The sequence below is a fragment of the Flavobacteriales bacterium genome (genome assembly GCA_020635855.1).
GTDB lineage: Bacteria > Bacteroidota > Bacteroidia > JACJYZ01 > JACJYZ01 > JACJYZ01.
Window position 1 is genome coordinate 492,346 of sequence record JACJYZ010000004.1, and the last position, 26,791, is coordinate 519,136.

Here is a 26,791-nt window from a genome sequence, read left to right on the forward strand (position 1 = left end):
CCGTGAAATAATAAATATATTAGCCCGATTTTTTGACAGCCCCCAATACCATGAAGAAATTACAGATTTTATTCGTTGCCTTATTGTTCACTGCAATAGGCACCCAGGTCCAGGCACAGGATAAAGCACAGAAGATTGGACACATCAACTCCCAGGAACTGTTGTCCATGATGCCTGAAGCAAAACAAGCCGAAGATCAACTCACCAAGCACGCTAAGGAGCTTGAAGATCAGTTGAATACCATGCAAACGGAATACCAGGCCAAGGTGGATAAATTCCGCCAGCCGGATCCATTTCAAACCGATGCCATCCGGAAAACAAAAGAAGCTGAAATCATGGATCTTGGTAAACGGATCCAGGAATTCGAGATGAGCGCGCAACAGTCTTACAACGAAATGTCGGCAAAAGTACAGCAACCACTGCTGGAGAAAGTTCAGAAAGCCATAGCAGATGTTGCCAAAGAAAATGGCTTCACCTACATTCTGGATACCAGTGCCGGCAATGTATTGTACTTTGACGGAGGAATTGACGTGTTGCCAATGGTGAAGAAAAAGCTTTCCATTAACTGATCAAAAAAACTGCCTCTCAACCTGATAAGGAGTCACCGATTGGTGTATTTGACTCCGGCATTGGTGGCCTGACTGTGGCACGGGCCATCGTTAGATCTTTGCCCAACGAACATCTTGTTTATTTTGGTGACACTGCCCATCTTCCTTATGGCGACAAGTCACCTCAGGCCATCAGACACTACGCCGAAGGCATTACCCACTTTTTGCTTGAACGGAAATGTAAAGCCATTGTCATAGCATGTAATACGGCTTCTGCACATGCTTTTCAAACCGTCAAGAAAATGGTGAACCCGAACATCCCGGTGCTGAATGTAATCGATCCGGTCATAAACCACACTGCACGCGAGTTTCCAGGGAAAAAGATTGGCATCATTGCTACCAAAGGAACCGTTTCATCCGGGGTATATCAGAAACGACTGGAAAATAAAGACAAGCAAATTCACGCCTACACACTTGCAACACCCCTGCTGGTACCCGTTATTGAAGAGGACTTTATGCCCCGTGAAGTTCGCCTGGCCATTCTACAGGCCTATCTCAAGCAGCCCGGACTCCAGAACCTTGATGCGCTTATCCTCGGGTGTACCCATTATCCACTCATGCTGAAAGAGATCAAGGAAACGCTGCCGGGAAATACCGTTGTAATAGATTCTGCCACGGTCACAGCAAAAGCCCTGGAGAAATTGTTGGTGAGCAAAGAGCTACTGCGAACCGCAGCAAGAAAACCCCGGCGTGACTTTTTCATCTCGGATTATACCCCCGCCTTTGAAAAGATAGCCCGTAAGTTCTTTGGTGATGAGATTCATCTCCATAAGGCCAAAATCTGGGAATAAGCTTGTTCGAAACCTTTCATTGAAACACGGATTTGTAACTCTTTGATGATGGTTACGTAACTATGCTCATGTTTTGCTTAAAACATAAGGGATTCCTTTGCCTTATTTTCACCACTTTGTTTATTGGCTCGACGGCCATAGCACAAGACTCAAATAATGGTGATAAACTTGACAAAGGACTTGAAAGGAAAGCTGACAATCTATTCCTTTCGGAAAACTATGCAGCTGCAGCACCGCTGCTACGAGAGTTGCTTGAGTCCAAGCCAAATGATGGCTACCTCCAACTTTCCCTTGGCATTTGTTACCTGAAAATTCCGCAGGATAAGACCAACGGTGTTAGCCGCAAGAAAGCACTGGAGTTGCTCAAATCAGCTGTTGACAAAGTGGAATTCATTGATGCCACCTATTTCCTTGCCGTCGCATATCACTTGAACTACCAGTTTGAAGATGCAATTAAATATTACAAACTGTATTCAAAGAAACTTGCGGGGCATGAACCGGAATTGGCATACCCTTATTTGAGACAAGCGGAAATACAGGCAGCGTTGCGAAAAGAAATTGAACATGCCGAACATGGTATTGAATTGATGAAAGATACGGTTGATGTTGTGTACACCAACATGGGACCTCAAATCAACAGCCCGTATGAAGAATATGCCCCTGCCGTTTCTGCAGATGACGAGGTACTGATCTTTACTTCCCGTCGTCCTTCAGGTGAAAAACACGAACACCTGGAAGACGATGGCATGTATGATGAAGACATCTACATCACATTCAAACAGGAGGGTGCCTGGCAACCAGCACATCCGCTTCTGGGCAACGTGAACACCAAAAAACATGATGCCAGCATCGGCCTCTCTGCAGATGCACAGAAGTTGTTTGTTTATCACAAGGGAGATATTTACGTATCTGACCTCGACGGAAGATACTGGACCAAACCTGAGAGCTTTGGAAGTGCTGTCAACTCTCCATGGCAGGAAACCCATATTTCCATGAATGCAGCACGGAACTTAATCGTGTTTTCAAGTGATCGGCCGGGTGGTCAAGGAGGGAAAGATCTGTATTCAGCACGTTTACAGCCGGATGGGTCATGGGGTGAAGTCACCAACCTGGGGCCTACTATAAATACCAAAGATGATGAAGACGCGCCCTTCATCCACCCGGATGACCACATGCTGTACTTCAGTTCAACCGGCCACAACAGCATGGGCGGTTATGACATCTTCTACACAGAAATGGACGATAAAACCGACAAATGGTCTGAACCCAAGAACCTCGGATACCCCATTAATACCCCGGAAGATGATATATTCTTTGCAGTGTCTTCAAACGGACGCAGCGGATACCTCTCTACGGTTCGGGAAGATGGATATGGCAAAAAGGATATTTACCATGCATCTCTTACCTCACATGGTGAAGTGCCTTTGACCGTTGTGAGGGGAATCATTCGCGGAAGCCACGGGGTACCTATGCAGGCCGAGTTCATGGTAAGAGATGGGGAAACAGGTGATATGATCGGGGTTTACAAATCCAACGCGGTTACAGGTAAATACCTGCTCGTATTCCCTCCCGGACGCAAATATGACATCCTGGTGTCTGCGGAAAATTACCTGCCCCACTTTGAAAAAGTGACCATACCTCCTCAAGAACGTTTTTATGACCTGTTTCAGGAAGTACAGCTGACGCCTGCCATGGCCATGGCTGAATCAGGAGACACGCTTGCAGGTCAGCAAATCATCTTTAGAAATGCCTTTTTCGATATAGACAGCGCCGTTTCACTGGTTGACACCGCACTGGCGGGCAAACAAGTGAAAGAAGTAGTTTACTCCACTTTCGTTGGCTGGCTGGATGATCCCAAAAAGAAAGCCGCCATTGCAGCGAAAACACAAAACTTGCCGGAGATGCAAACAATGATCTCCAGTTACAAACCATCCAAACAAATTCACCTGGCAACACCGGAAAATCCGGGTGTACTTCAACAGGAAACCTTCGGATACCAGACGGTATGGGCCACGTCCCTACAATCTCCTTCCAAAGTGGATGAATCAAAGGAAAACCTGGCTTTGGTCACAGAGCAACCTTACTACCCAAGCAAAGAAGAGTTGGATACCGCAAAGGAAAACTTTGATGCCATTTTTGCCATCCGGGATGTGGAAGAGCAACTGGACGAATTGACCGAGGATGAAACCTGGTTGGCAAATCCTGCGATTGCCAAGGCGGATGAAGACCATACCGAACAAACCGGTGACCTGGTTGCCTCCGAAGAGAAACTGGCTGACATCGTAGCAGCCAAAGAAATAGAAGAGATCAAGGAGACAAAAAAAGTCGAAAACAAAGCTAAAAACGAAGAGGTTGCTGTTTCCACGGAACCTTCTCACACCACAACCTCCGTAGGAAAGAAATCTACTGCACACACCCTTCTGGCCAAAATCCTGTTTGACTTCAACCAAGCCAGCCTGAGACAGGAAAGCAAGCAGAACCTGGATGAGGTCGCTGACCTGCTGAAGAAAAGGCCTGATATCGAAATCGAGATCGACGGATTTACCTGCAGCAAGGGTTCGGATGCGTACAATGAAATTCTTTCCGAACAACGAACTGAATCGGTAAAATCCTATTTCACTTCCAAAGGGATTGACGCGGAGAGGGTTCACTTAAATGCAATGGGAGAAGATGATCCGATTGCGCGCAATGACAATGAATCAAATATGGCCTTAAACCGCCGTGCTGAAATCAAGGCATTGACCGCAATAACCGATTGGACGGTTGCCGTGGATGAGCATCATGGCAAATATGCACCGGATGAAGAAAATGGTGAATCATCCACCCAAACTAGCTCAAATGGCCTGATTGCCGCTGCCATTTGCACCGGCGTTACAAACCGTGAACCGGAAGGTTCATCCAACAGCTTCTCGGCAGCACAGGGCAGGCTTTTCTGCTATAGCCAGGTGGGAGCAACTTCCAGTGGCACCATTCACCATAAATGGTATCTGGAAGACAAGGAAATGGCTGATATCGAACTGCACGTGGGCGGATATGGATGGCGCACCTGGAGCTCCAAACACATCACCGGAGCCATGAAAGGGAACTGGAAGGTTGAGATCACCGACACGCAAGGTGCGGTCATCGAAACACTTCGCTTCACGGTGAATGAATAGCTCCCGGCGTAATTCTGTCTGATACACAACAGAACCCGATTTCCTTCGTATATCATTTGTGCATAAGTCCGTTTGCAAAATATTCTTCGCAATCCAGGCATGTTTTGGGGTATCAACCATGCTTGTCAACGCACAACCCAATACCTACTGGCAATTTCAGGTATTCAGGGGCTCCTTGATATCCCCTCCCTGCACACTACCTTACCAGGCAGACAAATGTCCGGGATGGGTTAATATAGGCCCACATTCGGTTCCTATGGACGCATCGTTGGGTATATGTGGTGGCGAATCCGAAGGCTTCGACAAACGTACTTTCTCCTGGATAACCCAACAGGGCACCGATCCGAATACAGATGGAAAGCTTAACCAGCTTCCCGAAAGTTTAACAGACGCCATCCGTATAGGAAACCAGGAAGCCGGATATGGGGCTGCATGCGCCACCCAGACCATCCATATTGACAGCGGACATAACCTGCTGAAGATCATGTATGCGTTGGTACTTGAGAACCCGGAGGGACATCCGGAAAACAAACAAACCCAATTCACCATTCAACTGCTCGGACTGCACAACGAACCTTTGCCATATCCCGTCATCACCGTTCATGGTAATGACCTGATGAACCAGGGTCTCGTTCGCTCCAAACAACCTGTTTGCGGGCATGCCTGTTTCAGCAATTGGTTGGTAAAAACCATCGATGTCAGCCCGTTATCTGGGAAAGACATAAAAATTCAATTCTGTGTAGCCGATTGCGGGATGGGCAACCACTATGCATATGCCTATGTAGCTACACAGCTGGACCAAAGCATACCGGATGAAACGGCAGACCCTCCTGTGTCGCTGCTGTTCATTCCCAATGCTTTTACACCCAACGGGGATGGAAATAACGAGCGTTTTGGTCCTGAAGGAAAGAGCATCATAGAATTTGAGATGTATATCTTTAACCGTTGGGGACAACTCATATTCGAATCGCACGCCCTGGATTCCAAATGGGATGGAAGAATAGGTACATCAGGTGCCCTGGCTGATCCAGGTGCCTACCTTTGGATCATCCGGGCCACGGGTGAAGACGGCAAGCTTTACAAGCTTACCGGAGAAGTAACCCTCCTGGCAAACTAGCGGAACTACGCCGGACTGTTAACCGAAGTAAGGATCGTTTCGGCTATGAAATCTCCCAGCACCTGCGTGGATACAGCGCCTTCAGGTGCCAGATCAGGTGTGAATTTGCCGGCTTTCATGGACTGTTCTATGGCATCCCGGATGGCTTTGGCTTCCGCTTTCATATCAAAAGCATCTTCCAGCAACATGGCTGCCGACGCAATGGTGGCTATGGGATTGGCAATGCCCTTGCCTTTGGCCTGCGGGAAAGAACCGTGAATGGGTTCGAAAAGTGACGTTTTCAAGCCTATGGATGCGGAAGGCAGCAAACCCAGTGATCCGGTGATAACGGAAGCCTCATCTGTGAGGATATCCCCGAACATATTTTCCGTGACAATCACATCAAAACGGGTCGGGTTCACTATCAGATCCATGGCTGCGCTGTCTACGAACTGATGACTCAGCTCCACATCGGGGTATTCACTGGCCAACTCCTGCATGGTCTCTCTCCATAACCTGGAGGTTTCAAGCACATTGGCCTTGTCCACCGAGCAAAGTTTCTTTCTTCTTTTTCCGGCCATTTCAAATGCCAACCGACCGATACGAATGACCTCCTCTTTCGAATACACACAGGTGTCAAAAGCCACCTGGTCATTGTCTCTTCTGCCCCTCGGTTCCCCAAAATATATTCCACCTGTCAGTTCCCGAACAACGACGAAATCAGCACCGGCGATGCGATCGTTCTTCAACGGTGATTTATCCAACAGCGAATCGAAGGTAGTCACCGGTCGGATGTTGGCATACAGGCCCAATCCCTTCCTCAATGCCAACAGGCCTTGCTCAGGTCTCACTTTGGCCTTGGGGTCGTTGTCGTATTTGGGATCTCCAATTGCACCGAAAAGCACCGCATCTGCCTCCTGGCAAACACGCAACGTTTCCGTGGGCAACGCTTCTCCGGTGGCATCAATGGCAGCTGCACCTATCAGGGCCGGAACATAAGTAAACTGATGACCGAAAGCATGAGCCACCGCATCCAGGGCCTTTTGTGCCTGTTGAACCACCTCGGGGCCTATTCCATCCCCTTCCAATACCGCAATGTTCTTATGCATGGATACGCTTTTTTTCAAATTGTTGGATTTCATTCTGGAGACTTAGCAAGAAGTCGATATCGTCAAAACCGTTGATCAGGCAATGCTTTTTGTATGGATTGATCTCGAATGCTTCCTTTTCACCGGTAGACAAGATGGAAATGATTTGCTCTTCCACATTCACCCCCACCTGCGTTTCGGGGTCGTCACTCACCGCCTGAAATAATTTTCCGAGAAAGTCTGGCGAAACCTGCACCGGCAGTACACCATTATTCAGGGCATTGTTTCGAAAAATATCCGCGAAAAAACTGGATACCACCACCCTGAAACCATAATCTGCCAAGGCCCAGGCGGCATGCTCGCGACTTGAGCCACATCCGAAATTACGGCCGGCGATCAATATTTCCCCTTTGAAATCCGGGTTGTTCAGTACAAAATCAGGTTTGGGATTGTTCTGGCTATCGAACCGCCAGTCACGGAAAAGATTTTCACCGAATCCCTCGCGGGTTGTAGCCTTCAGGAACCGGGCGGGTATGATTTGATCTGTATCAATGTCTTCCACCTGTAGAGGAACACATGTGGAGGTCAGTATATCTAATTTCTTCATAATGCTTGGTATATCATGAAAGCAACGTCCGAACGTCGGTGATCTTCCCGGTGATGGCAGTGGCCGCAGCGGTCAGCGGACTTGCCAGCAATGTTCTTGCACCCGGCCCCTGGCGACCTTCAAAATTCCGGTTGGAGGTGGATACACAATACTCCCCGGCCGGTATTTTATCCTCATTCATTCCCAGGCATGCACTGCATCCGGGTTCACGCAATGCAAAACCGGCCTCTTCAAGGACCTTATCCAGCCCCTCTGCCCTGGCCTGTTTCTCAACCTGCTTGGATCCCGGAACGATCCAGGCGGTTACGTTTTCTGCTTTCTTCTTTCCTTTAACAACCGACGCAAATGCGCGCAGGTCTTCTATCCTGGCATTGGTACAGCTGCCCAGGAATACATAATTTACCTGTTTGCCCAGCAAGGGCTCTCCGGCAGCCAGGCCCATGTATTGCAAGGACTTGTTATACGAAGCTGCACTGCTCTTTTGCGCTTCTGATACGTCGGGAATGTTTCCGGTGATACCGGTTCCCATACCCGGATTGGTTCCGAAAGTGATCATCGGTTCTATGTCGGCTGCATCAAAGGTGTATACCTGATCAAACACAGCCCCTTCATCGGTCTTCAGGGAACGCCACGCTTCCACGGCCTGGTTGTATGCTTCACCCTTGGGTGCAAATTCCCGGCCTTTGACATAGTTGAATGTGATGTCGTCCGGAGCAATCAAACCACCCCTTGCACCCATTTCAATGCTCATGTTGCAGATGGTCATGCGGGCTTCCATGCCAAGGGATGATATGGCACTGCCACAGTATTCCACGAAATGCCCTGTGCCGCCGCTGGCAGAAATCCTGGATATGATATACAGAATCAGGTCTTTGGCTGTAACACCCTTTCCAAGCGTACCATTCACCTCAATCTTCATGGTTTTCGGCTTGGTTTGCAGGATACATTGCGTGGCAAATACCTGTTCCACTTCACTGGTTCCGATGCCGAATGCGATGCTGCCGAATGCCCCGTGTGTGGATGTGTGGCTGTCGCCACATACCATGGTCATTCCGGGAAGGGTAAGCCCCAATTCGGGTCCGATCACATGAACGATGCCCTGGTAGGGGTGTCCGAGTCCGTAAAGCTCTACACCAAACTCCCCGCAATTCTTTGTGAGGGTCTCCACTTGTTGGCGTGAAAGTGCATCACGAATGGGTAAATGCTGGTTCAGGGTGGGTACGTTGTGGTCGGCAGTGGCAACGGTCTGTTTTGGTCTGAAAACCCCGATGCCTCTCTTCTTCAGTCCTTCAAAAGCTTGCGGACTCGTCACTTCATGGATGTAGTGCCGGTCGATGTACAGCACCTGAGGTCCTCCTTCAACGGAGTGCACAACATGGCTGTCCCAGATTTTATCGAATAAGGTCTTGGCGTTCACTTGATCAGAATTTTCGTCAAAGTAAATGTTTTTGTCGGGTCGGAACCAACGGTGCTTGCACTAGGCGCTTGCCGTGGTAAGTTCCTGCTCGAGCAGGGTTTTGAGTGAGTCATCCCTCACCACCTTCAGCTCGTCGGCCAAACGCAGGAAAGCTTCATACACCTTATCAAGCTGCTCCTTTTCCATCTGATAGCCCAGGCTCTTCGCCCTGAACTGGAGGGCGGCACGACCGCTGCGAGCTGTCAGCACAATGGATGATTGCGCCACACCCACATCCGCAGGATCGATGATCTCGTAGTTTTCCCTGTTCTTGATCACACCGTCCTGGTGAATACCGGACGAATGCGCAAAAGCATTGGCGCCTACAATGGCCTTGTTGGGCTGCACGGGCATTCGCATGAGGTTTGAAACGAGTTGGCTGGTTTCAAAAATCTTGGTGGTGTTGATGGATGTATCCAGGCCAAGGCTTTTGTGGCTTCTCAGGATCATCACCACCTCTTCGAGGGAGGTATTTCCGGCGCGTTCACCGCAACCGTTGATGGTACATTCCACCTGGCGTGCACCGTTTTGCACACCTGCGATGGAGTTAGAAGTAGCGAGGCCAAGATCGTTGTGACAGTGAGTGGAAATGGTGGCGAGATGAATGTTGGGAACATTCTCTCTCAGGTAACGGATCTTGGCCCCGTATATCTCAGGCAGGCAATAGCCCGTGGTATCCGGAATGTTCACCACAGTTGCACCTGCTTTAATGACTGCTTCAATGACTTTTGCAAGGAATTCGTTGTCGGTACGACCGGCATCCTCCGCGTAAAACTCCACATCCTCAACAAACTTCTTGGCGTAGGCTACGGCTGCCACGCCACGCTCGATACACTGCTCCCTGGTAATACGAAGCTTGGTGGCAATGTGTAGATCGGAAGTGCCTATGCCCGTATGAATACGTGGCTTTTTGGCATATTTCAAAGCCTCTACGGCACAATCAATGTCTTTCTCGATGGCCCGGGTCAGCGCGCAAATGGTTGGATTGGAAACGGCTTTGGAAATTTCAACGACGGAGGTAAAATCACCCGGACTTGAGATCGGAAATCCGGCCTCAATCACATCCACACCCAGTTCCTCAAGTGCCTTGGCAACCGTAATCTTTTCTTTTGTATTCAGTTGGCATCCGGGAACTTGTTCTCCATCCCTTAATGTGGTATCGAATATTTGAACTTTTTCACTCATGGTAGTTAAACACTGATTTCAGATTCAATTTCAATTGAAAGCATCGTGGTAATGGGCGGGAGTTCAAAGGTAGGAACACCCATAGCGAGGTTGAATACAAAAAAAACGGCTGTTTACGACAGTCAATTGACGCCAATCATCACGTTTTAATCAATATTCTCTATTATATTTGACGCATACCCGAATATTTTTACGATGGCCAATACAAAATCCGATGCTTTGTTTCAGCTGATTCGCTCCATGAGCAAAAGTGAAAAACGGCATTTCAAACTGTTCGCCTCTGCTTATGGTGATACAGAGAATATGAAGTTTGTGAGGTTGTTTGACCTCATTGACAAGCAAAGGGAGTTTGATGAAGAAAAGATTCTGCGGAAGGAACCCAGGTTAAAACCCGAACAGTTTTCTAACCTGAAAGCGCATTTGTACGGACAGATCATGCAAAGCCTGCGACAGCTACATGCGAACAAGGACATTGACATGACCATACGCGGACTGATCGACAATGCCCAGATTCTCTACAACAAATGCCTGTACATCCAGTGTGAAAAAATGTTGAGAAAAGCCAAGAAAATGGCCATCCAAAGTGAAAACCTATCCCTCTTGCTGGATATTCTCAAATGGGAAAAGAACATCCTTACACAAACCATTAAAACCGGCAGCCATAGACGGGTGAATAAAATTATTGCCGAAACCGACAAAACCAATGCACAGATCAGCCACATCAATGCATTTTCAAATCTGATCGCTAAGCTGAATGCCTTTTACCAGAACATGGGTTTCATCAAGAACCAGAAGGATTTTGACAAAGTGCACAAGTATTTTTTTCAGTACCTGCCTGAAACCAGTGAAGAAGAACTCGGTTTTGACGAGAAAATGTATTTCTACAATGCTTATGTCGGTTACTACTTTTTCATTCAGGATTTTGATCAGGCACTCGCATACGCCAACAAATGGGTGGGCCTGTTCGATGCCCAACCGGACATGATGCCCGCCAGGCTGGAAATGTATATCAAAGGCGTCAACAGCTTGTTGATCGCACAATGGAGGTTACTCAGCTACGAACATTTTGTGGAAACCCAGGAACGATTGAACCTTTTGGCCAACCAAAAAGGAACTTACCTGACAGATAACATCCGGTTGATCTTGTTCAAATATTCTTATACCCACGAGATCAATCGACGATTCATGCTGGGTGATTTCGCAGGTGGGGTTGAGATGATTGAAAACATGGGAACCGATATCGATGCATTCATCGAAAAAATGGACAACCATTACCGCATCATCTTTTACTATAAGATCTCATGCCTGTATTTTGGAAACAGTCAATTCCATGACGCCATCCGATGGCTGAACAAAATCATCAACCTGAAGGATGTGGACCTACGGGAAGACATTCACAGCTTCGCCCGCATCATGAACCTGATCAGTCACTACGAGATCGGAAATACAGACCTCATAGAGTATTACATCAAATCGTTGTACCACTTCCTCCTGAAAAAAGAAGACCTCCACCAGTACCAGAAAAGCATCCTGCTCTTCCTGAAAGCCCTTACCCGTTATCCCGATGCATCGCAATTGCTGTCAGAATTCGGCAAACTCAGGGAGAGATTGGTGCCTCTGACCAAAACCACTTATGAAAAGCGGGCTTTTATTTATTTCGATATGATCTCCTGGCTGGATAGCAAACTGGATGAGACCGGACGAACCGTTCAGGAAATCATCCGTGAAAAAGCGGCCAGGCGGATCGGCGCACAGTACCCGCCGGAACTTAAACCTTAATAGCCATAAATGAGGAAGCCCCCTGATGGGCAGGGGGCTTAGACTCACTTCACGACTGGTTTGCAGTTGACGCTTAAAAAAGGATGGTTTTCTTAAGTTGCTTCACCCGCATAATGCAAGGAGTCACTTTCGTTACACATCATTTTCTACTTTTTTTCTAAAATTCTTTTAATCGACTGAATATCAGCAACAATAATTTTTGTTTTCTCCGGGTCGGAGCTTAAAATTCCATTCAAAAAATACACTTGAAACAAGAACTGCCTTAAATGATCAAGGCCCTCCGTTGGGGGCGGAGGGCCTTTGCTCACTTCAAAGTTGGTTACAATTTGCAGTTGACGCTTAAGGGAAGGACTTTTTTGTAACACTCTTTGAACGCATAATGCAAAGGTGTGAATTGGTTACACATCATCCGAAAAAAAAATGTGGAAACCTTCAAAAAAGAATCACAAACACCTGATTATCAAATCGAAAATAATGAAATATTTTTTCGATCGATAACATTCCGTTCAGGTAGCGTCAAGAATTCAGGAGCGCCGCAACAGCAGCGTCCATGACTTTAAAGTCGAAAGCTTTTAAAGTTGTGTTGAGATGGGACGTTATTTGTTCCGTACCCAGGTTGCCGATGCTTCCCAGGTGCTGATGGGAGACATTCCGGTCGGTTTGGAAGGTACCGGCTTCGATGCTGGCACCAACCCGCTTGTAGGCATCCCGGAAGGGAACACCTTCCAATACCAGGCGATTGACTTCTTCCACACTGAACAGGTACCGGTATTTGTCATCGGCCAGGATGTCTTTTTTCACCTCAATATGTTCCAGCATGAATCCGGCCATGTGCAGGCATTCGGACAGGTGATGAATGGCGGGGAACAGGTTTTCCTTCATCAGCTGGAGTTCACGGTGATATCCACTGGGAAGATTTCCGGTGATCATATCTATTTCGGTGGGAAGCGCACGCAACTGGTTGCAACGCCCGCGCATGATCTCCCACACATCCGGGTTCTTTTTGTGAGGCATGATGCTGGAGCCTGTGGTTAGTTCCTTCGGAAAAGAAACAAAGCCGAAGTTCTGGTTCATGAACAAACACATGTCCATGGCCATACGCGCCAGTGTGGAGGCGATTGCGGCCATGGCCACTGCCGTTACTTTCTCGGCCTTGCCGCGGCCCATCTGTGCATAAACCACGTTCACATTCAATCCGTCAAAGCCCAGCAACCGGGTGGTCATTTCCCGATCAAGCGGGAAAGAAGAACCATATCCTGCCGCAGAACCGAGCGGATTGCGGTTCACAATGCGCCATGCCGCCTGTAGCACAGACAGGTCATCGGCCAGGCTTTCCGCATATGCGCCGAACCATAATCCGAAAGATGAAGGCATGGCGATTTGCATATGGGTATAGCCCGGCATCAATATGTGCTTGTGCTTTTCGCTCAATTGCAGCAGCTGTTGCACCAGCGTACCTGTGTCTTCAGCCATGTGCCGGATATGATCCCGCAGGAACAGCTTCAAGTCTACAAGTACCTGGTCGTTCCGGGAACGACCGCTGTGGATCTTCTTACCCACTTCGCCAAGGCGTTCCGTAAGCATGGCTTCCACCTGTGAGTGTACATCTTCCACATCATCGGTGATTCTGAATGTTCCCTGTTCGATCTCCCGGTAGATGGAAATCAATTCTTTGCGCAACAATTGACTTTCTTCCTTCTGCAGCAACCCCACTTCCGCCAACATGGTAGTGTGGGCAATGGAACCCAGCACATCAAAAGGCGCCAACTCCATGTCCAGTTCACGGTCGGCACCAACGGTGAATGATTCTACCTTTTGATCAACAGAGAAACCCTTGTCCCAAATTTTTGCCATGGCGGTTTGAATGTGTTTTTTCGATACCGGTTTACAAAACCAATTGATCGAGCATTGCAATGTATAAGCGGATACCTTCTTCGATCTCGGATAACTTCACGTACTCGTCGGCGGTATGGGACCGGGCAGAATCGCCGGGACCGCATTTCAGCGACGGTACATCTATAATAGCCTGATCAGAGGTGGTGGGTGAGCCATATGTATCTCTTCCCAGCTTGATGCCGGCCTGAACGATCGGATGTTCTTTCGGAATGAACGATGAATTGAGGCGGACCGAACGTGGATACACAACACTCTTTACGTTTTCCTTGATCACATCCAGAATTTCCTGGTTCTTGTATTGCTCGGTGATGCGAATGTCTACGGTAAACTCACACCTGTCGGGTACCACATTGTGCTGTGAACCTGCATGAATCACCGTTGTGGTCATTTTGATCGGACCCAGCATATCCGACACCTTGGGGAACTTGTAATCTTTGAACCATGCAATGTCATTCATGGCGATGTAAATGGCGTTTTCACCCTCTTCCCTTGCGGCGTGGCCAGACTTACCGTGCGCTACACAATCCAGCACCATCAGGCCTTTTTCCGCAATGGCCAGGTGCATCTGCGTGGGTTCACCGATGATAGCGAATTCGACATTGCTCAATTCAGGAAATACACATTCCAGTCCGTTGTGGCCGGATACTTCCTCTTCTGCAGTGGCTGCCACCACCAGGTTGTACCGGAGGTTATCCATATCGTAGTAATGTCGGAAGGCTGCGATCAGTGACACCAGGCATCCGCCCGCATCGTTGCTACCGAGCCCGAATAACTTGCCGTCTTTGACCACCGGGGTGAACGGATCCATCGAATAGCCGGAGTTGGGTTTCACCGTATCATGGTGAGAATTCAGCAGGATGGTGGGTTTGGATGGGTCGAAGTTGAGGTTGAAAGACCAGACATTGTTCAGCTTCCGGTGGATGCGCATTCCGTTTCCCTCAAAAAATTCTGCGAGGTATTGAGCGGTATTTTCTTCCTTTCTGCTGAGTGATTCAATGGAGATCAATCCCTTCAACAGTTCAACTGCGTCTTTCACTAATGTCGTCTGATCCATACTTTTTCTTTTTGGCGATGACCCGCGTTATGGCACCAGCCGCGTACCGGTTTGTTTGTTTCCGATTTCTTCGGCCTGACAAATTACCACTTCTTTCACTCCCTTCTGAATGGCGGCAAATGCATTGTCGAGCTTGGGCAACATGCCACCGGCAATCACACCTTCGGCCTTCAGTTGTGGAAATTCCGCCGCCGATATTTCCGGGATCACCGAGGCTTCGTCATTCACATCTTTCAATACCCCCTTTTTCTCAAAGCCGAATAACAGGGTCACATCAAAATGATCTGCCATCGCTATGGCCACCGAAGAAGCGATGGTATCCGCATTGGTGTTTAACATCTGCCCATTGCCATCATGGCTCAGGGGCGCGAGCACGGGCACAAGACCCGCTTCTATCAATGTTTTTAGAAGGGATGCATTGACCGATTCCAAGTCACCTACATACCCATAATCTATGTCTTTCACCGGACGCTTTACAGCCCTGATGACATTCCCATCGGCACCGGTCATCCCGATGGCGTTGCACGCCAGGGATTGAAGCCGGGCCACGATATCTTTGTTCACCAATCCGCCATATACCTGCACCACTACCTCCAGCATGGCCTTATCGGTGATGCGTCTTCCGTCTACCATTTTTACAGGTATTCCCAGTTGCTCTGCCGTACGGGTGGCGATCTTACCCCCTCCGTGCACGAGCATCTTCGGTCCTTTGATGCCCGTAAACCGTACCAGGAAATCCTGCAACTTGCCCGTGTCATCAATCACATGGCCACCGATTTTTACCACATGCAACGATTTCATCCTATCGCCTCCAGCATATGTTTCAACACCGCCTGCGCAGCGAACACGCGGTTCCCGGCCTGGCGAATCACAACCGATGACGGTCCGTCCAGCACGGCTTCCGATACAATCATGTTCCGACGCACCGGCAGGCAATGCATGAACTTTGCATCATGGGTGAGCGCCATCTTCTGCGGCGTGATGGTCCACGAAGGGTCCTGCGACAGGATCTTTCCGTATTGTGTGTATGACGACCAGTTCTTGGCATAAATGAAATCGGCACCTTCAAACGCTTCGTCCTGAGAATAGGTCACACGGGCGTTACCCACATATTCGGCAGCCAGTTCGTATCCTTCCGGGTGGGTGATGACCAGGTCTACATCTGCGCGGTTCATCCATTGTGCGAATGAATTGGGGACCGCCTGCAGCAAAGCTTTCGGGTGTGGCGCCCATGTAAGCACCACTTTGGGACGTGGTTTGTTCTTTAATTCCTCGATGGTAACCAGGTCAGCCAGGGATTGCAGGGGATGAAGCGTAGCTGACTCCAGGCTGATGACCGGTCGACCGCAGAATTCCGTGAAACGTGAAATGAAACGTTCTTCATAATCTTCTTCCCGGTTTTCCAGTTTACCGAACGAGCGCACACCGATCACATCGCAGTATTGTCCGATCACTGCGGCGGCTTCACGGATGTGTTCGGCCGTTTGACCGTTCATCACGATACCGTCGGCAGTTTCCAGTGCCCATCCGTCCTGACCCATGTTCATCACCATCACCTGCATGCCCAGATTCATGGCGGCCTTCTGGGTACTCAACCTGGTTCTCAGGCTCGGGTTCAGGAAGATCAATCCCAACGTTTTGTTGGTTCCCAAACCGGAAAGGGCATGCGGTGAAGCTTTGATCCGGAGTGCATCTTTGACAAGCGCCGGGATATCGGCTACATCATTGGCACTGAGAAATTGTTTCATTGTTCGGGGTTGGTTTCATTTTCAGGAAACAAAAGCCTTGGACAGTACTTCCTTGATGGCGGTAATGAACAGATCGGCCTCGGCCTTTTGCAGGTTCAGTGCCGGCAGGATGCGAATGGTGTTCTTGTTGGATGATGAACCGGTGAAGATTCCATGCTCAAACAACAGGCTTTTTCTCACGTCGGCACAGGGGATGTCCAGTTCAAGGCCTATCATGAGGCCGCGTCCCAGTATATTCTTGATACCGCTGACATCACCCAACGCTTCCGTTATGTAGGCGCCCATTTCGGTTGCATGCTTCAGGAGGTTCTCTTCTTTGATCACATCCAACACCGCAATGCCCGCTGCACAGGCCAGGTGGTTGCCTCCGAAGGTGGTTCCAAGCATGCCATGTTTGGCTTCAATATGAGGGCCTACCAGCACACCGGCAATGGGAAATCCGTTGCCCATGCCTTTGGCCATGGTAATCATGTCGGGTTTCACATCGCTGTACTGGAAGGCGAAAAATTTGCCGCTGCGACCGTAACCGCTTTGCACCTCGTCCAGGATCATTTGTGTACCTGTTTCATCGCACAAGGCACGGATCTTTCTCAGGAAGTTGGCCGTGGGTGCTTTCACTCCGCCTACACCTTGTATGCCTTCCACGATCACCGCCGCTACGTCTCTCTTTTCAAGCGCCTGTTTCAGTGCATGGTCATCATTCAGGGGTAGGATGGTAACCTGGTGATCTGCATTGACCGGCGCCACGATGGAAGGGTTATCGGTTGCAGCAACCGCCAGGGACGTGCGTCCATGAAAACCTTTGCTGAAGGCGATCACCTTTTTGCGGCCGTTGTGAAAGGATGCCAGCTTCAAGGCATTCTCATTGGCTTCCGCACCGGAATTACAGAGAAACAACGCATAGCTGTTGCACCCAGACAGCACTCCCAGCTTATCAGCCAGTTCGCCTTGCAGGTGGTTTTGAACGGAGTTGGAATAAAACCCGATCCTGTTCAGTTGGGATGCAATCTTCTCCACATAATGCGGATGGGTGTGGCCGATGGAGATCACAGCATGTCCGCCGTACAGATCCAGGTACTTCTTGCCCTTGTCGTCCCACACCCAGGAGCCTTCGCCCTTTACCAGGTTGATGTCGAACAGGGGATAAACGTCGAATAGTTTCATTGGAATAAAATTAAAATCCGATGGGTTTGAGATACAATCCTTCTTTTTCTTCCAGGCCCATGATCAGGTTCATGTTCTGGACCGCCTGACCGGAAGCTCCCTTTACAAGGTTATCAATCATGGAGATAATGAGCAACTGATCTTCATGTTTTTCCAGGTACACGATGCATTTGTTCGTGTTCACCACCTGCTTCAAATCCGGGTTAACGGTGACCTGGTGAACGAATGGATGGGTTTCGTAATAACGGTTGTACATCTCACGCGCTTCCTCCAGTGACAACGGGCAGGACGTATATGAAGATGCGATGATACCCCGGGTGAAGTCGCCGCGGTACGGGATGAAGTGCATGGAGGCGTCGCGACCGGTATCCAGTTGTTGCAGGCTCTGATTGATTTCACCAAGGTGCTGATGGGTAAAAGCCTTATACACCGACATGTTGTTGTTCCGCCAGCTGAAATGCGAGGTGGCCGTAAGTTTCTGGCCTGCTCCCGTGGAACCGGTGATCGCCGTTACATGAACATCGTTCTTCAACTTCCCGGCAGCAGCCAGAGGCAGCAACCCCAGTTGGATGCAGGTAGCGAAACAACCGGGATTGGCAATATGCACTGCCTGTTGAATGACTGAGCGGTTCAGTTCCGGAAGACCATACACAAAACCATTGTTTCCCTTTTCCTTCAAACGGAAATCCTGACTGAGGTCAATGATGCGTATATGATCCGGCAAGGCATTTTCTTTCAAAAAGACCGAAGCCTCACCATGGCCCACACAAAGGAAAAGTACGTCAATGTCCTTCTGCAGGGTATCGGTGAAATGCAGTTCGGTTTCTCCAACGAGGTCGCCATGCGCTTTGTACACCGGATCTCCCGCATGGCTCTTGCTGTGAACAAACACAATTTCTGCGTGGGGATGCCCCAACAGGATGCGTAACATTTCTCCGCCGGTATAACCCGCCCCTCCGACAATGCCAATGCGAACCCGGCTCATGATACGGACTCGGTTTGCCCATTTACATGGCTGTAGATCATGCCTTGGATGGAAGCGACTTTGGCAAAGCCTTTCACATCTTCTCCCGACCAGCCGTTGTTCATTTCACCGTAGGAGGCAAAGCTGTTGGCCATCAGGTCGTGGGACGATTGGATACCAATGATGTGGAAGTGATACGGAGCCAGATGAACTTTCACTGTGCCGCTCACGTGCTGTTGCGAATCTTGCAGGAAGGCTTCGATGTTGCGCATGGCGGGTTCCAGGAAATGTCCTTCGTGCAGCAGGTTTCCGTACCACGGCGACAGGGTGTCTTTCAGTTGGAGCTGCCACTTGGTTAATACATGTTTCTCCAGTGCATGATGGGCTTTGATGACGATCATCGGGGCTGCGGCTTCAAATCCCACGCGGCCTTTGATGCCGATGATGGTATCTCCCACGTGGATATCGCGACCTACACCGTACGGAGCAGCGATTTGCTGGATGGCCTGAATGGCCTCAACCGGATGGGTGTATGTTTTCCCGTTCACTCCTTTGGGCTCACCTTTTTCGAAGGTGATCTCAAGTGTTTCTGTTCCACTTTTGGTCACCTGGGTTGGGAACGCTTCTTCAGGCAGGTACTGATCGGATGTCAGGGTTTCTTTGCCACCCACGGATGTGCCCCAGATACCTTTGTTAATGGAGTAGCGCGACTTTTCCCAGTTGCGTTGCACACCATGTTTCTTCAGGTATTCTATCTCCTCTTCGCGTGACAGTTTATGATCGCGGATCGGGGTGATGATCTGGGCCTGCGGGCATATGATACCAAACACCATATCAAAACGAACCTGGTCATTTCCGGCGCCGGTACTTCCGTGAGCGATGTATTTGGCATTCACTTTGGCCGCATAATCAGCAATGGCCATCGCCTGAAATGCTCTTTCGGCACTTACCGAGAGTGGATATGTGTTGTTCTTCAGCACGTTTCCGAAGATCAAGTAGCGCACGCACCGATCATAGAAGTCGTGCGTGGCATCGATGGCAGTGTGGCGTGTTACGCCCAGTTCGTATGCCTTCTTTTCGATATCGGCGAGTTCTTCCTTTCCAAAACCACCGGTGTTCACCAGTACGGAATGCACCTCCAGTCCGAGATCCTTTGACAGATGCATGGCGCAATAGGTGGTATCCAGGCCTCCGCTAAAGGCCAAAACAGCAATTTCTTTCATGATGCAATGGTTTTGGGTTGACGAATTTTAGGCACTTTGGTGCCGGCGAATTTACGCATTAAGACGTGTTGTTTGAGGCGCAACCAGCGCTGGTACACTTTCATGTTTTTACCGGAGGCCTGTTTGGACTGTTCTTCCTTGGCAGCAGGTTGTGCCATATGCTGGGGATCGTACAACATTCCGGTACACAAACAGTGCTTGCGCTCGGTTCTGGTAAGAATATCGTAGTTGACGCAGCTCTGGCATCCTTTCCAGAAATCTTCATCGGTGGTGAGTTCTGAAAAAGTCACCGGTTTATATCCCAGGTCAGAGTTGATTTTCATCACGGCCAGGCTGGTGGTCAATCCGAACAACTTGGCATCCGGGTATTTCTTCCGGGACAATTCGAAAGCTTTCTGCTTGATTTTTTTGGCCAGGCCGAACTTGCGTAGATCAGGACGGACGATCAAGCCGGAGTTGGCTACATACTGACCGTGTCCCCAGGTTTCTATGTAACAGAACCCTGCGAACTCATGTTGATCGGTCAGTGCGATGATGGCCTTCCCCTCTTCCATCTTTTTGATGATATAATCCGGCGATCTCTTGGCGATGCCTGTGCCTCGAACCCGCGCACTCTCTTCCATTTCCTTGCAAATGGCCTCGGCGTATTTGCTATGTTGGTTTCCTGCAACCAGTATGGTGAATTCCATTTCTCGTATGATGATCTGTCGGCGCTCCTTTCACGTTTTTGGAGATACCGGCATTGGGTGGATACATTTTCTTCCGTCGCCACGGCGAAGGAATTTTGATCGATCGGAAAATTTTGCGGAAACTGGTACCGCATAGGTACCAAATGTAGTTTATACCCCGAAGGGGGGCCTGATCCTCCTGATAGGAGTATATGCAAACACGTTGCAAACTGCGGCTCCCGCCGCAGTTTCTTTAGCAGGATATGTGAATGCGTGTTGCACTTGGAAAGCAAAATTATAAAAAAATCTACTATCCAAAGGATTTGGGAGAAATTTAATATCTATTTCTTTTCTCTTTTTTCCGGTGCTTTGAAATAGATCTGGGAGCAATCCATCATGCGCAGCGGATTGATGACAAAACCATGTACATTGGATTGAAGCAGGATGTAGATCTCTTCGTACCACAGCGGGATCACCGGAGCATCAGCCAGCATCAGCTTTTCTGCTTCTGCAAACAGGCGATAGCTTTCTGCTCGATCAACGGTTTGCACAGCCTTTTCAAACAGCACATCGAAGTCGGGATTCTTATAACGACTGGTATTCGGGAATGAAGGTTCGGCTGCATTCTCCGGTACATTCTTCCCATAAAACAAATTCAGGAATGCGTCGGGGCCCGGATAGTCGGCCAGCCAGCCAGAGCGGAAAATGTCGGCACGGGCATACATCTCGTCTTCCATCTTTTTCGGGAAAGGAACCACTTCCAGATCAAGCTGGATGTGCAATTCCTTTTCCAATTGCTTGGCGATCTCAAAAGCTACTTTCGCATGGCGGGCGCCACCGGTATTCAGCTCAAGTTTGAGTTTCGGAGCGCCTTTCCCGTCGGGGTAGCCTGCTTCTGCCAGCAACGCCCGGGCTTTGTCGGGATCATAGGTATAACCGGAAAATTGTTTGATATCATAGCCATCAATATTCGGTGGGCATATGCCATATATCGCAGGCCCGGATGCTTGTCCGACCAGCACATTGTCCACAATCTCATCCTTATTGATGGCATAGTTGAATGCCTGGCGAACCTTCAGTTTGGCAAGGAACGGGTTCTGCAGGTTGAAGACATAGAATTGGGTCATCAACTCAGGGAAGTTACCCAGGATGAATTTTGGCGGATTGCCCTGAAAAGCTTCGATATCTTTCTCCACGATCTCCTTCATGCTTTTACCGGGAAGTTCATAGGCCATGTCAAGATGGTGTTCCATGAATTCGCTGAGTTCAGCCTCTTTTGTGGTCATGAAAGATATGGAGAGGCTATCCAGGTAAGGCAACTGGTTGCCCATGGTGTCTTTCCGGTAATAATTCGGATTGCGGGTGAGTACGATGGATTTTGGATACTCGGTCTCTTTGGCAAATTTAAACGGACCTGCTCCGATCTTGGAATTGGTGCCATAAGCCTTCACCGCTTCTTCGGGTATTACGAAACCTGCAGGCAAGGAAAGCAGGTACAAAAAACCGGGGAGTGGTTTCACCAGGCTGATCTCAACGGTGTGATCATCCATGACGTTTACACCTTCCAAATGTTGTTGTGGTTTACCCTTCCGTGATGCCTGGTAGTAAGTATCTGCGCCCACAAGGATGTCTTTGCACAATTGGTTGAAGCCCACATTGTGTTCGGTATACGTGCACAGGTTTTCGAATGAATACAGCACATCCGAAGCCACCACTTTTCTTCCCTTTCCACCGGGAAAACAATTGTCGTCCTGGAACATGGCTTCATCCCGCAAATGGAATGTATACCGGGTACGGCTGCTATCTACATCCCACGACAATGCCAGTCCGGGTTCAACCTTCATCGTTCGGTAATCGATCCTGACAAGACCTTCATGCATTTGGCGTACAACGGAAATTGCCGCCACGGTTGATACCTCTACAGGGTTCAGGCTTTCGCATTGCTCGGTGAAGTTCCAACGGAAATTGCCACCGTAAACCACCCCTCCGTTACCTTCCCTGGCTGCCTCAGCTGCATGGTTGTCTTCCCTTGACTGACATGCCAGCATGCCACAGCAAACCAACAATGCATACGCACACCGTATAGTGTATTTAAACATGGTCTTCGTGTTTTCTTAGATAGCTGATGTTACTTGGGACATTGGTCCCGCGTCGGTCACAAAACTAGCGATTCCTTTCGGAAAACAATGCATTTGCGGCATCGGTTGTACATTCACACAAAATGATCCTGTTGATGCAGCGTTTCTTAGGAATCTGCGTTCCTTACAGACCCCACTCAGACAGGCCAAACCGGCGTTGAACTGTGGGAAAGAATATTTTGAATTCTTGAAATAAGGTTATAATATTGCGTTGCAAAAGTAAAGGGGAATCCTATATTTGCATCCGTCAAAAAGAAACTTATTTTAGGAGGAACTGATTCTAAGAAGCCAATGAAAAGGTCGATTATAGGCATTATCATCCTGACTCTGTTTTCGCTGCCATCCATGGCCGGCGTTATTGTTTTAACGGGCAGCTATCAGGGAAAAAACCTCTACGTTCAAAATCCATTTGCCGGATCAGGAATTGGCTTCTGCACGTTTGAAGTCACCGTGAACGGCGAAATTGCTACCGACGAATTGAATGCCAATGCCTTCGAAATCGACTTCTCCAATTACCAGCTTGAGTTGGGTGCACCGGTTGAAGTAAAGATCAAACACAAAGACGATTGCAAGCCGAAAGTGCTGAACCCCGAAGTGCTTAAGCCCAGAAGCACCTTTGAAATCATTTCCATTAAGGTTGAATCCAATGGAGATGACGGCATTCTGAAATGGCAGACACGCAACGAGTCCGGTTCACTTACCTATGTGGTGGAGCAATTCAAGTGGAACAAATGGGTACGCGTAGGTGAGGTAGAGGGAAAAGGTTCAGCCACCCCCAATGATTATTCTTTTGACGTAACCACACACTCCGGTGTGAACAAGTTCCGTGTAAAGCAAACCGACTTTAGTGGTCGTCCCCGTTACTCCACTCCGGCCAACTTCAATTCGAAGAAACCCGAGATCACCTTTACCCCTGTGAAGGTAAAAGACATGATTGACTTTTCGGGTGAAACGATGTACGAGATCTACGATAGCTACGGGAACATTGTCAAGAAAGGCAAAGGCAATAAGGTCGAAGTGACCAACCTTGAAAAAGGGATTTATTACCTGAGCTACGACAACAAGACCGAGCAGTTCATGAAAAAATAAGGCGGTGTTCAACCCCGCAATGATATACCCAACAGGTCTGCAAAAACAGACCTGTTTTTTTATGCCCGCGTACCTATGATGAAAAAAGTGGAACACCTGGGATTTGCCGTATCCGACATTCGTGCAGCAGAACAAACCTTTGCCCGTTTGTTGGGTCAACAGGCTTACAAATTCGAATCGGTGGAACGGGAAGGTGTAACCACCGCCTTTTTCCAGGTAGGAGAAACCAAAATCGAACTGCTGGAGTCCACCCGATCCGACAGTGCGATCTCAAAGTTCATTGCAAAAAAAGGAGAAGGCATGCATCACATCGCGTTTGATGTGGAAGACATTGAAGCCGAAATGACGCGTTTGCGGGCCGAAGGATTTGAGCTCCTGCACGACCACCCGCTGGATGGGGCCGACAACAAACGCATCTGCTTCATCCACCCACGCAGCACGCACGGTGTGCTGGTGGAACTCTGCGAAGAAAAGAAGGACTAACCGGCCGCGGACCATACCCATCCGCCGAACACGTCGGTGATGGTGTTGCCGTCCGTCAGGTGAAAGGCATGCAAGCCGGCCCTGGCCGCACCTTCCACATGTTGTATGGAGTCATCAATGAACAGCGTTTCTTCTCTTTTCAATCCCTGTTCATCCACGATGTGATCAAACACTTCCCTATCCGGTTTCCGCATTCCGATCAGGTTGGAATAGTATTCCTTCTCGAAGATATGCGCGAGGTTGTCGTATCCCGTTATCTCCCTAAAAATCATGCGGCATCCTTCCAGATGAATCTCATTGGTGTTGCTCAGAAGAAACAATCGGTATTGCTTTGCCAAATCCGCAAGCAAGGATAGTCTGGCCACCGGCAGATCCAGCAACATGGCATTCCAGGCCGTTTCAACGGAAGCATTGCTCCACTGCCCCTGCCCCATTTCCCGGATGCGATGTGCAAAACCTTCTCGGGTGATCTTGCCTTTCTCAAGGTTGTCGAATAAATCGCTTTGACGTGCTTTGGAGTAGATGGTATCAAAATCGTGCAGACCCAGTTTTTTGAACGCTGCGGAGGTAAGGTTATAATCAATATTGAGGATCACGCCTCCCAGGTCGAAAATGAGGTTCCGGATCTGTTTCTGCTCGGGCAATGGGTGGTTCATGGGAGCAAAGATGAAAAATACCGGAATGCCTTGTGCACCTTGCGTTGGAATATTTCCACCGTTTATGTAACATTGCGGTCCTTTTCGGGCCCATAGCTCAGATGGTTAGAGCGGCAGACTCATAATCTGAAGGTCGCAGGTTCAATCCCTGCTGGGCCCACAAAAACAGTGTGAGTGTGGAGTTTGAGTTTTGATATCAGACTCCACACACTGTTTTTACCTCAAGACTCACACTGGAACTCCCGCTCCATTTTAACTTTTCGATTAGCACGCTCCCACAGAATAGCAACAGGCCAAACCTATATCACAGACGTTGAAAGCCCGCTTTCATAAAACTGTGAATGAAAAGAAACACCACCCGGCGGCATACCTGTAGTTTTAAGCATTTATCTTTTTTCGTGGTTATATTTGGCTATGGCAGCACTTTCAAAACGGACCTTACAATCCAAGTACGGGGAAAACATGAAAAGATCTCTCGTCATTTGGCCAGTCCTGCTTATTACCTTCATCGTACATGGACAAACGAGCTTTATCAAAACATACGGCACCGCCAACGATGATCAGGGTTATGCGGTAACAAAAACCCTTGATGGAGGATACCTTATCGGAACACCCTATGATGACGGCCATTGGGGATTGATTAAAACCAATGATGTGGGTGATACAACGTGGACCAGAACTTATCCCTTTCTAAAAACTTCTCTTTATTATCAATTCAACAGTTCCGTGAGCCAGTTATCCGATGGAAATTATGTTTTGATCGGCGGATTGGCTGATTCAAATTCCTTCGTTCTAAAAGTGAATGGGGCCGGGGATACCCTCTGGGTGAAGAAGAGCGGCCATAACCAGTATCCTGTGGTTTACAGAAAACTGGTCGAAGACACATACGGAAACTTGATTGTTATCGGTTCTCAGCCAATCATCAATTCCGTTTGTTGTTCTCCACTGATGCAAAAGCTGGATCATTCGGGAAATCTGATCAGTGACTGGTCCAATAAGATCTCCTGCCCTTATTCAACCGGTTGCAGGTTAAATGATATATTCATAGACCATAATGGAAACTATCTGGTCACCGGCGAGACCCCTTACTCAAATACACCCGTGCCACGGTTAACAAAAATAAGCCCTTCCGGCACGGTGGTGTGGAATCAATATTATCCCGTGAATTCCGCTTCATCCCAAAGTATCACCGAAGCACCGGATAGCGGATTCCTTCTTGTGGCAACTGATGTTCTGTATGACAGCCTCATCCTATGCAAAACAGATAAGAATGGAAATTTTGAATGGGTCAAGCGATACGGAGAATACGCTAAAACGTGGTATTCCCCGGCAATCCGGAAAACGACCAGCGGTTACCTCGTAGCCGGCTACCATGACGATGTATTTCTGATGAAGCTGGATTTGAATTACAATGTTTTATGGATGAGGTCTTACGGCGGCTCTTCGAATGAGGAATTCAGGCAAATGGTAACCACAACAGACGGCGGCTGTGCACTGATAGGAAGTACCAAGAGTTACGGGAATGGGGAGAATGATGTTTATTTTATTAAAACAGACTCTTTGGGTATCGCGGTGGGGACTATGGATATCAGCAACGAACATCATCAACTCTCCATTTACCCCAATCCATTCTCAGCTACAACCACCCTGGAAACTGACCTTGTTCTTTCCGGTTTTGGTGTTTACGATATATCAGGCAGATTGGTCAAACGGGAATTAAATACAAGCAGCGGACAAAGGATCATCATTGATCGTGGAAGCCTGCCAATGGGGATATATGTTCTGGAAGTATATGTGAAAAATGGAACGGTTATGAGAACAAAGCTGATAATCAATTGACCAAATGCCTTCGAGGACAAAACCCACGAAAACAGTTTGGAGCAACAGCATACGGTTCAGTGCCGTAGGCTTCCTTGCTCCAAATTGTAACTGGCCTTGCAAGC

General features: G+C 48.7%; 22 protein-coding genes and 1 tRNA gene. 9 read left to right on the top strand and 14 right to left on the bottom strand.

What is annotated here, in order from left to right:
- Positions 1–50 precede the first annotated feature (50 nt).
- The 4 genes from H6585_14165 (at position 51) to H6585_14180 (ending at position 5,671) form a co-directional block, all read left to right on the top strand.
- Positions 51–569: an OmpH family outer membrane protein gene (locus tag H6585_14165; protein ID MCB9449475.1), complete on the top strand. Its 519-nt coding sequence runs from the start codon at positions 51–53 to the stop codon at positions 567–569.
- On the top strand, positions 566–1,399 hold the full coding sequence (locus tag H6585_14170; protein ID MCB9449476.1) for a glutamate racemase: 834 nt from the start codon (positions 566–568) through the stop codon (positions 1,397–1,399). The genes H6585_14165 and H6585_14170 overlap by 4 nt, the downstream gene beginning before the upstream one ends.
- Positions 1,400–1,515: 116 nt before the next feature.
- The gene (locus tag H6585_14175; GenBank protein ID MCB9449477.1) at positions 1,516–4,554 is read left to right on the top strand and encodes a DUF2914 domain-containing protein; all 3,039 of its coding nucleotides are present in this window, start codon (positions 1,516–1,518) and stop codon (positions 4,552–4,554) included.
- Between the two features lie 256 nt (positions 4,555–4,810).
- Positions 4,811–5,671 carry a gliding motility-associated C-terminal domain-containing protein gene (locus H6585_14180; protein MCB9449478.1) on the top strand — a complete coding sequence of 287 codons (861 nt, stop codon included), beginning with the start codon at positions 4,811–4,813 and terminating at the stop codon, positions 5,669–5,671.
- Between the two features lie 5 nt (positions 5,672–5,676).
- Here H6585_14180 and leuB read toward each other — a convergent pair whose 3' ends face one another.
- Genes leuB through H6585_14200 form a run of 4 tightly spaced genes read right to left on the bottom strand, consistent with a single transcriptional unit; the run spans position 5,677 to position 9,986 of the window.
- On the bottom strand, positions 5,677–6,759 hold the full coding sequence (gene leuB / locus H6585_14185; protein ID MCB9449479.1) for a 3-isopropylmalate dehydrogenase: 1,083 nt from the start codon (positions 6,757–6,759) through the stop codon (positions 5,677–5,679).
- Positions 6,752–7,345, bottom strand: coding sequence for a 3-isopropylmalate dehydratase small subunit (gene leuD, locus H6585_14190; GenBank protein ID MCB9449480.1), 594 nt, complete (start codon positions 7,343–7,345; stop codon positions 6,752–6,754). The genes leuB and leuD overlap by 8 nt, the downstream gene beginning before the upstream one ends.
- Positions 7,346–7,358: 13 nt before the next feature.
- Positions 7,359–8,762, bottom strand: coding sequence for a 3-isopropylmalate dehydratase large subunit (gene leuC / locus H6585_14195; protein ID MCB9449481.1), 1,404 nt, complete (start codon positions 8,760–8,762; stop codon positions 7,359–7,361).
- A 60-nt stretch (positions 8,763–8,822) separates the two neighbouring features.
- Positions 8,823–9,986 carry a 2-isopropylmalate synthase gene (locus tag H6585_14200; protein MCB9449482.1) on the bottom strand — a complete coding sequence of 388 codons (1,164 nt, stop codon included), beginning with the start codon at positions 9,984–9,986 and terminating at the stop codon, positions 8,823–8,825.
- Between the two features lie 195 nt (positions 9,987–10,181).
- Here H6585_14200 and H6585_14205 point away from each other — a divergent pair, with 195 nt between their 5' ends.
- Positions 10,182–11,765 carry a hypothetical protein gene (locus H6585_14205; protein ID MCB9449483.1) on the top strand — a complete coding sequence of 528 codons (1,584 nt, stop codon included), beginning with the start codon at positions 10,182–10,184 and terminating at the stop codon, positions 11,763–11,765.
- A gap of 516 nt (positions 11,766–12,281) precedes the next feature.
- On the opposite strand, the gene argH is transcribed toward H6585_14205, so the two are convergent.
- The 9 genes from argH to H6585_14250 all read right to left on the bottom strand — a co-directional run bounded on the left by argH (position 12,282) and on the right by H6585_14250 (position 22,581).
- Positions 12,282–13,619 (bottom strand): argininosuccinate lyase, encoded by a 1,338-nt coding sequence (argH, locus tag H6585_14210; GenBank protein ID MCB9449484.1) that lies wholly within the window; start codon positions 13,617–13,619, stop codon positions 12,282–12,284.
- 31 nt (positions 13,620–13,650) lie between these two features.
- Positions 13,651–14,715 carry a M20 family metallo-hydrolase gene (locus H6585_14215; protein MCB9449485.1) on the bottom strand — a complete coding sequence of 355 codons (1,065 nt, stop codon included), beginning with the start codon at positions 14,713–14,715 and terminating at the stop codon, positions 13,651–13,653.
- A gap of 27 nt (positions 14,716–14,742) precedes the next feature.
- Entirely contained in the window at positions 14,743–15,516 is a 774-nt protein-coding gene (gene argB / locus H6585_14220) for an acetylglutamate kinase (GenBank protein MCB9449486.1), read from the bottom strand.
- Positions 15,513–16,463 (bottom strand): N-acetylornithine carbamoyltransferase, encoded by a 951-nt coding sequence (locus tag H6585_14225; protein ID MCB9449487.1) that lies wholly within the window; start codon positions 16,461–16,463, stop codon positions 15,513–15,515. The genes argB and H6585_14225 overlap by 4 nt, the downstream gene beginning before the upstream one ends.
- A 21-nt stretch (positions 16,464–16,484) precedes the next feature.
- Positions 16,485–17,627, bottom strand: a complete 1,143-nt coding sequence (locus H6585_14230; GenBank protein MCB9449488.1) for an aminotransferase class III-fold pyridoxal phosphate-dependent enzyme — start codon at positions 17,625–17,627, stop codon at positions 16,485–16,487.
- 10 nt (positions 17,628–17,637) lie between these two features.
- Positions 17,638–18,612 carry an N-acetyl-gamma-glutamyl-phosphate reductase gene (locus tag H6585_14235; GenBank protein ID MCB9449489.1) on the bottom strand — a complete coding sequence of 325 codons (975 nt, stop codon included), beginning with the start codon at positions 18,610–18,612 and terminating at the stop codon, positions 17,638–17,640.
- Complete coding sequence (argG, locus tag H6585_14240) at positions 18,609–19,814, bottom strand: argininosuccinate synthase (protein ID MCB9449490.1); 1,206 nt, start codon at positions 19,812–19,814, stop codon at positions 18,609–18,611. Before argG ends, H6585_14235 begins: the two co-directional genes overlap by 4 nt.
- Positions 19,811–20,503, bottom strand: a complete 693-nt coding sequence (locus H6585_14245; GenBank protein ID MCB9449491.1) for a GNAT family N-acetyltransferase — start codon at positions 20,501–20,503, stop codon at positions 19,811–19,813. Before H6585_14245 ends, argG begins: the two co-directional genes overlap by 4 nt.
- 320 nt (positions 20,504–20,823) lie before the next feature.
- Positions 20,824–22,581, bottom strand: a complete 1,758-nt coding sequence (locus H6585_14250) for an ABC transporter substrate-binding protein (protein MCB9449492.1) — start codon at positions 22,579–22,581, stop codon at positions 20,824–20,826.
- Positions 22,582–22,911: 330 nt separating this feature from the next.
- On the opposite strand from H6585_14250, the gene H6585_14255 reads away from it, so the two are divergent.
- Together H6585_14255 and mce are read left to right on the top strand one after the other, a co-directional pair.
- Positions 22,912–23,709, top strand: a complete 798-nt coding sequence (locus H6585_14255; GenBank protein ID MCB9449493.1) for a hypothetical protein — start codon at positions 22,912–22,914, stop codon at positions 23,707–23,709.
- A gap of 78 nt (positions 23,710–23,787) precedes the next feature.
- Positions 23,788–24,192, top strand: coding sequence for a methylmalonyl-CoA epimerase (gene mce, locus H6585_14260; GenBank protein ID MCB9449494.1), 405 nt, complete (start codon positions 23,788–23,790; stop codon positions 24,190–24,192).
- Here the strand turns inward: mce and H6585_14265 are convergent.
- A complete protein-coding gene (locus H6585_14265) occupies positions 24,189–24,848 on the bottom strand; it encodes an HAD family phosphatase (protein MCB9449495.1) in 660 nt (219 codons plus the stop codon). The two genes, mce and H6585_14265, sit on opposite strands and share 4 nt — an antisense overlap.
- A gap of 86 nt (positions 24,849–24,934) precedes the next feature.
- Here H6585_14265 and H6585_14270 point away from each other — a divergent pair.
- Positions 24,935–25,008 (top strand) — tRNA-Ile (locus H6585_14270).
- 302 nt (positions 25,009–25,310) lie between these two features.
- A complete protein-coding gene (locus H6585_14275) occupies positions 25,311–26,687 on the top strand; it encodes a T9SS type A sorting domain-containing protein (GenBank protein MCB9449496.1) in 1,377 nt (458 codons plus the stop codon).
- The last annotated feature ends 104 nt before the right edge of the window (positions 26,688–26,791 follow it).